9 protein-coding genes are annotated in these 7,593 nt (G+C 67.4%); 3 read left to right on the top strand and 6 right to left on the bottom strand.

Annotated features, from left to right (window positions below):
- Positions 1-300: 300 nt before the first annotated feature.
- On the top strand, positions 301-864 hold the full coding sequence (locus E2C06_RS34595) for a DUF4337 domain-containing protein (protein ID WP_133293095.1): 564 nt from the start codon (positions 301-303) through the stop codon (positions 862-864).
- A 24-nt stretch (positions 865-888) separates the two neighbouring features.
- Here the strand turns inward: E2C06_RS34595 and E2C06_RS34600 are convergent, their stop codons facing one another.
- Together E2C06_RS34600 and E2C06_RS40540 are read right to left on the bottom strand one after the other, a co-directional pair.
- Positions 889-1,356, bottom strand: coding sequence for a cell wall hydrolase (locus tag E2C06_RS34600; protein ID WP_165982875.1), 468 nt, complete (start codon positions 1,354-1,356; stop codon positions 889-891).
- Between the two features lie 472 nt (positions 1,357-1,828).
- Positions 1,829-1,963 (bottom strand): hypothetical protein, encoded by a 135-nt coding sequence (locus tag E2C06_RS40540; RefSeq protein WP_277751918.1) that lies wholly within the window; start codon positions 1,961-1,963, stop codon positions 1,829-1,831.
- Positions 1,964-2,371: 408 nt separating this feature from the next.
- Between E2C06_RS40540 and E2C06_RS34605 the strand changes: the two genes are divergently transcribed.
- On the top strand, positions 2,372-2,746 hold the full coding sequence (locus E2C06_RS34605) for a hypothetical protein (protein WP_133293097.1): 375 nt from the start codon (positions 2,372-2,374) through the stop codon (positions 2,744-2,746).
- A gap of 127 nt (positions 2,747-2,873) precedes the next feature.
- Here the strand turns inward: E2C06_RS34605 and E2C06_RS34610 are convergent, their stop codons facing one another.
- Positions 2,874-3,236: a hypothetical protein gene (locus E2C06_RS34610; protein WP_133293098.1), complete on the bottom strand. Its 363-nt coding sequence runs from the start codon at positions 3,234-3,236 to the stop codon at positions 2,874-2,876.
- 404 nt (positions 3,237-3,640) lie between these two features.
- On the opposite strand from E2C06_RS34610, the gene E2C06_RS34615 reads away from it, so the two are divergent.
- Complete coding sequence (locus E2C06_RS34615; protein ID WP_241671603.1) at positions 3,641-5,095, top strand: hemolysin family protein; 1,455 nt, start codon at positions 3,641-3,643, stop codon at positions 5,093-5,095.
- 175 nt (positions 5,096-5,270) lie between these two features.
- On the opposite strand, the gene E2C06_RS34620 is transcribed toward E2C06_RS34615, so the two are convergent.
- From E2C06_RS34620 to E2C06_RS34630, 3 genes are all read right to left on the bottom strand, one after another.
- Positions 5,271-5,672: a cupin domain-containing protein gene (locus tag E2C06_RS34620; RefSeq protein ID WP_133293100.1), complete on the bottom strand. Its 402-nt coding sequence runs from the start codon at positions 5,670-5,672 to the stop codon at positions 5,271-5,273.
- Positions 5,673-6,075: 403 nt separating this feature from the next.
- Positions 6,076-6,870, bottom strand: coding sequence for a class I SAM-dependent methyltransferase (locus E2C06_RS34625; protein ID WP_133293101.1), 795 nt, complete (start codon positions 6,868-6,870; stop codon positions 6,076-6,078).
- Between the two features lie 145 nt (positions 6,871-7,015).
- Complete coding sequence (locus E2C06_RS34630) at positions 7,016-7,471, bottom strand: hypothetical protein (RefSeq protein ID WP_193560536.1); 456 nt, start codon at positions 7,469-7,471, stop codon at positions 7,016-7,018.
- Between the last annotated feature and the right edge of the window lie 122 nt (positions 7,472-7,593).

Genomic DNA, 7,593 nt, shown 5'->3' on the forward strand with positions numbered 1-7,593 from the left:
CGCCGACCATCCCGTCAGCCGTGTCGCCGAGCTTCTGCCATGGAACCTGCCAAGCGACGCAGACGCCGCGGCAACCTGACGGTCGATCGCCGCGTCACCGGACGCTTACCCATCACCTGCACCAAGGCACGCCGCTGCGGGGCGCTCGACCCGCTGAAAGTGCGGCCGACGGCGTTATATTAGGCGTCGCGCGATGCTCCCTATGGCGTTTCTTTTGGCAGTTCACCGCCGTCTGGTCGGCCGTCACCTCCACCGGCAGGATCGCCGGACCAAATTAGCGTTTCGCCAAAGGGGAACAACATGTCGGACAACCCGGCCGTAGAGGCCGCCGAGAGGGCAACGGAGAACAGGCGCGTGGCGCTGTTGATCGCTGCCCTTGCGCTCGCTCTGGCTCTGACCGAGGTGGCGGGAGACGATGCGAAAACCGAAGCGCAGATGAAGAACGTCGCGTCGGCGAACCTCTGGGCCTTCTTCCAGGCTCGGACCATCCGCCAGACCGTCCTCGCGGCCGAGGCCGATCGCGCGACCTTCGATGCTACCCGGATTTCCGACCCGGCGGCACGCACCGCTCTTGAGCAGCAGGTCCAGAGGTGGCGCGCCACGATGGCCCGCTGGGAGAGCGAGCCCGAGACGGGCGAGGGACGGCGCGAACTGATGGAGCGGGCCAAAGCGGCGGAGGCGGAGCGCGACAGGGCCATGCACGACGACGGCCGCTACGACACCGCCTCTGCCCTGCTGCAAGTCGGGATTGTGCTGGCATCGGCGGGAATCATCACCGGCATTGTAGCGCTTGCCTGGGTGGCCGGGGCTTTGGGGATCGGTGGCGCGGCCCTGTCTGCCCTTACCTTCGCCGGACTGGTGTGAGTCGGGAAGCGGATCAGTGTCGGATCACTTGTACCAGCGGGCATCCCGCAGCCGTACGTAGCGGTGCTGGCCGATCCGGCGGGCGGTGACGACCTTGCCCGGACGCGCCCAACGCGGGCGGACCGAGCGCGGGTTGTAGAAGTGGCGGGCGCCGCGCGTGATGTCCGTCGGGCTGGGGTTGGCGACCACGGCCATCGCCCGCGTGAGCGCGCGGTCCCACGCCGCGTCGTCGCGCGGGATGAGGCGCTGGACCTTGTAGCGGGTCCACGAGAACTGCGCCCGCTCCCAGACTACGGAGCAGTACGAGCGCTGCTCGTGGAGCGCCCGGTTCCGGGTCACGAGCGCGACGCTGATCTGGTCGTGCCGAGTGGAGCCGCGCGCCTCGTGGTAAACGTTCAGCGCGGTGCAGAGCACTTGCCGTCGCAGGCCGGGCGGAAGGTCCATCACGGGGTGGTTGGCCTCCGCGGCGTGGGCCGCCGCTACATCTATCATGCGGGCCGCTTTGCTCGGCCGTCCGGCCGCGTCGGCCGATGCGGACGCGAGGACGACGGCCCCGCCGAGGCAAGCCAAGGAGATGGCCCGGGACAGCATGTGACTCCCCTGCTACCTTCCCCAGCAATTCATGATGGAGCGGCGCCATCTCGACCGCAAATCAAGTAAGAACGCGGCCCCCGAGCCGTCCGCGTGCCCTCTACAGCATGCGCATGGGAACTCGGCGGGCCATGAAGCGACCCGGGCCAACGAGGGCGAGGACTGCTTCGGTGGTGAACCCTTATAGGCAGGCGTAACCAGCACGAGGATACCGCACGCGAGGCGGGCCGCTGCACGATGTCCTACCGTCGCCCGCCGCCGATCCTTAACTCCACCACGATCTCGACCGGTCGCTCGGTATTATCGTCCTTACAGCGAACCTCCGCTCACGCCGCCCAGCGCACCTCCTTGGGAAGTGCCGTGTACTCTTTCGTCAGACGCCGCCGTCCACCCACTCGGTATCGAACGCTCCACCCTGCCCACCCTCGGCTTCGTCGCCGAAGGTCGCCGCATCGACCAACAACTCGCCCATGGTGACATCAGGAGGGTCGGGGATCAGGTCGGCCATGTTTACCGCGACTCAATCACGCACTCGCCTATTGGCGAGCACGGCGTCCGTGCGACTGGCGACGATGCTGACCGAAACCGGGCGATGGTCCTCGCCGACGAAGGCGTAGTAGGCCCGGAACCCCGGCAGGTCCGCAGGACCGGCACCAGCCCCTCACCGACGCGCCGGGCTACTGTGTTTGCTTCTGCCCGGGCCGCATACCGTCGGATGACAACAAACACAGCCGTCCTCCCCATTCTTCTCGTCTGGCCGACGCGGGAACGCGGCGCCCCCGTCCGAGCAATGGTCAACGAGGTTGATGCCCGCAGCCCGGACGCACGGTTCAGAGGTGGTCCAGACCAAGGGTCCCGCCCCGCACCATCGCCCCCGTCGGGCGTTGAGGCATTTGAGTACGGCAGAGGTTGAGAGATGGCCGGACACGTCGCGGGTTGGCTGCTTCACCCGGAGGACCGGGAAGCTCTCATGGCGGTGTTCCCGCCAGCCTACTCGCAGGTGGTGGCCCACCACGTCACACTCAGGGCCGGGGTTTCGCAGAACTTCCTGCTCCCGACCGAGACCGAAGGTTTCGTCGTGGGCGTGGCGGATGACGGCGCGGGTGCGCAGGCGCTCGTCGTCGAGATCGGCGGCACCACGCGGCGGCCGGACGGCTCCACCTATCACATCACGTGGTCACTCGGGTCGGGCCGCAGGCCGGTGGAGAGCAACGACGTGATCCGCGCCCGGGGCTGGATCACGACAGGGGAACGACACCGTGTCCGGCTAGAACCGAAACTGGTCCGCTGACGCCGAAGCCAGCGCGCGCCTGAACTGGTGCCGCTACGGCGCCGCACCGTTACCGGGCATACTCCTCGGCCGCCCCGACCAAGGTGCCCCGCTGTCAAAGCCTGACTGGGGCTGGTGAGCCAGCCCGCTACTTGACCGGCGGACTGACGCGCGCGATTTCGGCCAGCCGCTCCTGATAGGTCCGCCACGCCCTGTACACCTCACCGAGGAAATCCGTGAGAGCGTGCTGAGCGTGTTTGTTGATCGACACGCCTCGGGGATGGATGGCAGCGAGATTGCCGAACACGCCCTCCTCGACCAGTGCCTTAACCTCGGCATGCGAGAGCGTGTCCGCGTCCGTCTCGACCATCTGACCGGTGCGGATGTGGTAGTGGCTAGGCTGCCGATCCGGATCGGAACGGAACACCCTCTCGAAGGTGTTGTCGCCCTCGCGCCACCGATAGCCGAGCAGGTTGCGAACGCTCTCGGGGATGGTGGACGGGCTTGGCATGCGGACCTCCGGGTGCTTTTGACGATCCCCATAGCGCCGCGGATTTGGGGGTGGTTGCCGAGGGTCGGGGTGATCCCGGCCCTCCGTTGCAAGCGCAGTTTCCTTGTCGAACTGGTCGTTCGAGTTGTTCTCGAACCATTTCTGCGACCGTGGGCTCGGCCTCCCTGGCATCGTGCAATGAAATGTCGGTTCGACCCCGCGACCCTACGGGCGGCGCTCAGCGAGCCTGCCGTGGCCGCCGACGATGACGCCATTGGTGTCGCCGGAAACGGCCCACCAGCCAGCGAGTGCCTGCGAGTCGGGTCGGTTCCCTGATCCACCGCGGTGGTGCGGCGGAACGTACAGGACCTTTGCCCGCTATCACCTGACGGAGGAACATCCTGCTCGAACTTGCCATCGTACTCGTGCTCGTCCTGCTGAACGGCGTATTTGCGCTCTCGGAACTCGCCGTGGTCTCTGCCCGGCGATCCCGCTTGCGCACCATGGCTGCGGCCGGTCACCCGGGCGCACGTGCCGCACTAGCCCTCGCCACCGATCCGGGCCGCTTCCTGTCCACCGTCCAGATCGGCATCACACTCGTCGGCATTCTTGCAGGCGCCTTCTCCGGCGCCGCCCTCGGTGGGCGACTGGCCGCGTGGCTTGCGGGGCTTGGGTGGCCGACCGCGGTCGCCGATCCGGTCGGGTTCGGAGCCGTGGTGGCACTGGTTACCTACCTCTCTATCGTGGTCGGCGAACTCGTCCCCAAGCGCCTCGCGTTGCGGAACGCGGAGGGGGTCGCTTGCGCCGTTGCCCCGTTCATGTCCGGCCTGACGCGCGTTGCCGCTCCGACGGCATGGCTGCTCGACGTGTCGGCCAACCTCATTTTCCGCTTGCTCGGCCGCGCCGAGGAGCCCGAGGAGAGGGTGACTGAGGGCGATGTGCGCGCCGTCGTAGCCGACGCCGAGCGGACTGGCGGGATCGAAGGCGTCGAGCACCGCATGATTGCGGGCGTGCTGCGGCTCGGGGACCGGCGGGTCCGCGCCGTCATGACACCACGAGGCGAGGTCGATTGGATCGACGCAGCGGCGGGTTCAGAGGCGGCACGTGCTGTGGTCCTTCGCTCGCCGCACTCCCGTCTGCCGGTCGGAGATGGATCGCAGGACGCTACGGTCGGCGTCGTGCGCTCGCGCGAACTGCTCCCCGCGCTGCTGCGGGGTGAAGCACCGGACGTGCGGACGATGGCCAAGCGGGCGCCAGTTGTGCCCGACACGGCCGACGCGCTCGACGTGCTGTCGATCCTGCGCGAGGCCGAAGTGCCGATGGCCCTCGTGCACGACGAGTACGGGCACTTCCAGGGCGTCATAACGCCGACCGACCTGACCGAGGCAATCGTCGGCGCCTTTCGTGCCGACATTGACCCTGGCGACGAGCCGATGGCGGTGGAACGGAGTGACAAGTCCTCGCTGTTGGCGGGCTGGATGCCAGTGGATGAGATGGGGGAGCACCTGCACATCGCTCTCCCGGTCGAGCGGGGCTACGAGACCGTCGCTGGGTTCGTTCTGCACGCAACTGGACGGCTGCCGCGCGTCGGCGAGGCCGTGGAGGCCCAGGGGTGGCGCTTCGAGGTGATGGACCTCGATGGCCGTCGCATAGACAAGGTGCTGGCCGCCCCAGTGCAGCCCGGCGTCGCGGGCGGGGCGGCGCCGTTCTTCCTCCCGGCCTGGGGACGCTGCGCCAGCAATCGCGGAACGGTCAACGCGAACCGCAGGCTCGCCGGAGGCTTCCGCGCAGTCGGCGTCCTCGACGGTCGCCTGAAACTCTTTGACTCAGACAGAGGTGGCCCCGTGCAGAGCCTTGGCCGCTTCGGCGACCACCCCTAACGAGATGCGTGCTTCCAGCAACCAGTGACTGCATGGCAAAGACCAAGAGGGAGAACAAGCAAGGCGAAGCTCGACGCGATGTCGCCTTAGAATTGCGAGGCACACATAAAACGGCTGCGTGCCTTCGCAGCACGGACCACCGGCCTCCTGGGCAGGCTCAAGTGCGAGGGCTGACCTACTGCGGCCGGAAGATGTCGGCCGCGATGAAGGTCACCGTCTCCCTGGTGTCGTTCCGCCACCAATGGGTGGTGGAGCGGTCGGACACCACGGCCTCGCCCTCGGGCACGACGCGCTGCTGATCGCCGCGGAACTCCGTGGGGCTGCCTTTCAGGATGAACTCGACGGTCGGGCGGTCGCGGTGGTTGTGGACCGGCAGGATGCCGCCCGGTTCCAGCGTGACGAAGCGCAGCCGCAGTTGCCGTCCCGCCATGCCCTCGATCTCCGGTCCGAGGTCGAGCGTCACGATCTTGGGGGTGGCCAGCCCGACGGCTTGAGTCGGTGCGGTCTGCTGCGCGACCACCGCTCCCCCGAACCCCAGCCCCGCGGCAGCGATCGCAAGGGCGATTGCTTTGCTCATCCGCATGAACGCCTCCTTTTGTGGGCGTGATGAGATTACGGCGCGGGAAGAAGGGCGGCTAGGTTTTCTGTTTTAACAGCGGCTTGAACCGGAGGCCCACGGGAACAAGAGCGTCCCATGACCATTGGCACCACTGCCGCACGAGATGCCCACCGGCAACTCGATTAGCTCGATTGTGTTACCGAGGCTACGCCGGACCTCTCCCTGTCGCCACGTCCAACACCCTCTGATCCGATGCTATTCGGGCGAGGCGCAGGAGCGTTGGAACGAACTGCCGCATGTGGAGGCCGAAGGTCCGGTCGAACCCGCCCACTCCCTTCCCGCAAGAATGTACCTCGGACATGCCCTCCTCCACGCATACGGTGACAGACGGGTTCCATCATCGGGCGGCGGGCCGGGTCCGCTACCGCCGCCCGCTGGCAAACCTGATCTCCACATCGATCTCGATCGGGCCACCCGTGTCGCCAAGGGAGCGCCGCACCTCCTCGCGCATGGCACGGCGCCCCTCATCAGGAAGGGCGACGTACGCCTGCCCGGCCGTGCCCCAGCCGCGCTCGTAGGGCTCGAAATAGGCGTCGAAGGACGGCTTCTCGAAGCGCTGGACCTCGGTGGCGACCTCCACGTCCCGAAATCCCGTGTCGTCGAGCAGCGTACCCAGCCACGCCGCATCGCCGAGCGAGAACATGCGGGTGGTGGCCTCGGCGAGCGGTGGCGCGTGGCGGGCGAGGGCGAGAAAGACCGGCCCGTCGTAGGTGCGCGTGGCGGTCGTCGGGACGGACACGGCCACGCGCCCGCCGCGACGCAGCACGCGGCGGAATTCAGCGAGGCCGCGCGTCGGGTCGGGGAAGAACATCAGCCCGAGGCCGCACACCACAGCGCCGAAGCTCTCATTGGGGAAGCTCATAGACTGGCCGTCCTCAAGGGCGATCGTGACGTTCGGTGCGTCGCCCAGTCGGGCGCGTGCCCGCTCGGCCATGGCGGGCGAGATGTCGGCCGCCGTGACGTGGCCGGTCGGATCAACGGCGGCCAAAGCTGCCTCAGCAACGAGCCCCGTGCCGGTGGCAACGTCGAGGACGTGCATGCCCGACGCGAGACGGGCAGCGCGGAGCAACGCCGGGACGAAGCGCGCCGAGACGTGGGCAAAGGTCCGATCGTATCCGGCCGCAGCGGCCTCGCCGTAGGTGAGTTCCGTTCCCATCTTTACCTCCCCGGCGTGAGGTGGGCAGCGCGTAGCACGGAGGGGACGATCCGCAGCGTCATCTCGCCGACGCTGCGGTCGTATTCGACCGCGGCGGTCTCGCGGAATTGGAGTTTGGCCATGGACGGGTCCTCGCTACGTGCTATCAGCGCGCCGCGGTGAGAGCAGCGTTCGAGTCCTCGAACAGCCGCGCGACCTTCTCTTTGTCGTAGGGCCGCTCGCACAGCGTCTCTGGGTCCCACTCGCTCTTGTCAATCTCGAAGAAGTCCCCGCCCCAGTAGACGTGGATTGCCCCCGTCAGGCGCGGGATTGGGTTCGTCACCGAGTGGATGATGTCTTTGCCCAAGATGGCGCAGTCGCGCGCTGACAGCGCCTTCCCTCCGGCAGCCTCGATGCGGCCGACCCCATTCTCCTCAACACCGACGCGACGCCAGAAGGTGTTGTCCTCCCGGCCTGTGTAGATGCCAATCACCGCTGCCATGCGGTGATTGTGCGGCATCACCGTCATGCCCGGCCCCCAAACAAGATTCAGGATTGTGAGGTCCGGTGCGTGGTGGAGGACATTGAGCCCAGCGCGTTGCGGCTCGCCAAGAGTGCGCATTATTGATCCGACCTGGGCGGTCTTGAAGGCGAGTAGGATCCGTCCAGGTTGGGGGCATGAAGCATGTGGACATGCGCAAGCTGCCGGCGGCGGCGCAAGAGGAACGTCGGCGACAGGTGATC

This window comes from Dankookia rubra, assembly GCF_004355005.1.
Lineage (GTDB): Bacteria > Pseudomonadota > Alphaproteobacteria > Acetobacterales > Acetobacteraceae > Paracraurococcus > Paracraurococcus ruber_A.

Bases quoted from the DNA above. Each gene is read 5' to 3' on its own strand.
- E2C06_RS34600 (WP_165982875.1), bottom strand. From the start codon at position 1,356: ATGATAGATGTAGCGGCGGCCCACGCCGCGGAGGCCAACCACCCCGTG.
- E2C06_RS34625 (WP_133293101.1), bottom strand. From the start codon at position 6,870: ATGGGAACGGAACTCACCTACGGCGAGGCCGCTGCGGCCGGATACGAT.
- E2C06_RS40540 (WP_277751918.1), bottom strand. From the start codon at position 1,963: ATGGCCGACCTGATCCCCGACCCTCCTGATGTCACCATGGGCGAGTTG.
- E2C06_RS34605 (WP_133293097.1), top strand. From the start codon at position 2,372: ATGGCCGGACACGTCGCGGGTTGGCTGCTTCACCCGGAGGACCGGGAA.
- E2C06_RS34630 (WP_193560536.1), bottom strand. From the start codon at position 7,471: ATGCGCACTCTTGGCGAGCCGCAACGCGCTGGGCTCAATGTCCTCCAC.
- E2C06_RS34620 (WP_133293100.1), bottom strand. From the start codon at position 5,672: ATGAGCAAAGCAATCGCCCTTGCGATCGCTGCCGCGGGGCTGGGGTTC.
- E2C06_RS34595 (WP_133293095.1), top strand. From the start codon at position 301: ATGTCGGACAACCCGGCCGTAGAGGCCGCCGAGAGGGCAACGGAGAAC.
- E2C06_RS34610 (WP_133293098.1), bottom strand. From the start codon at position 3,236: ATGCCAAGCCCGTCCACCATCCCCGAGAGCGTTCGCAACCTGCTCGGC.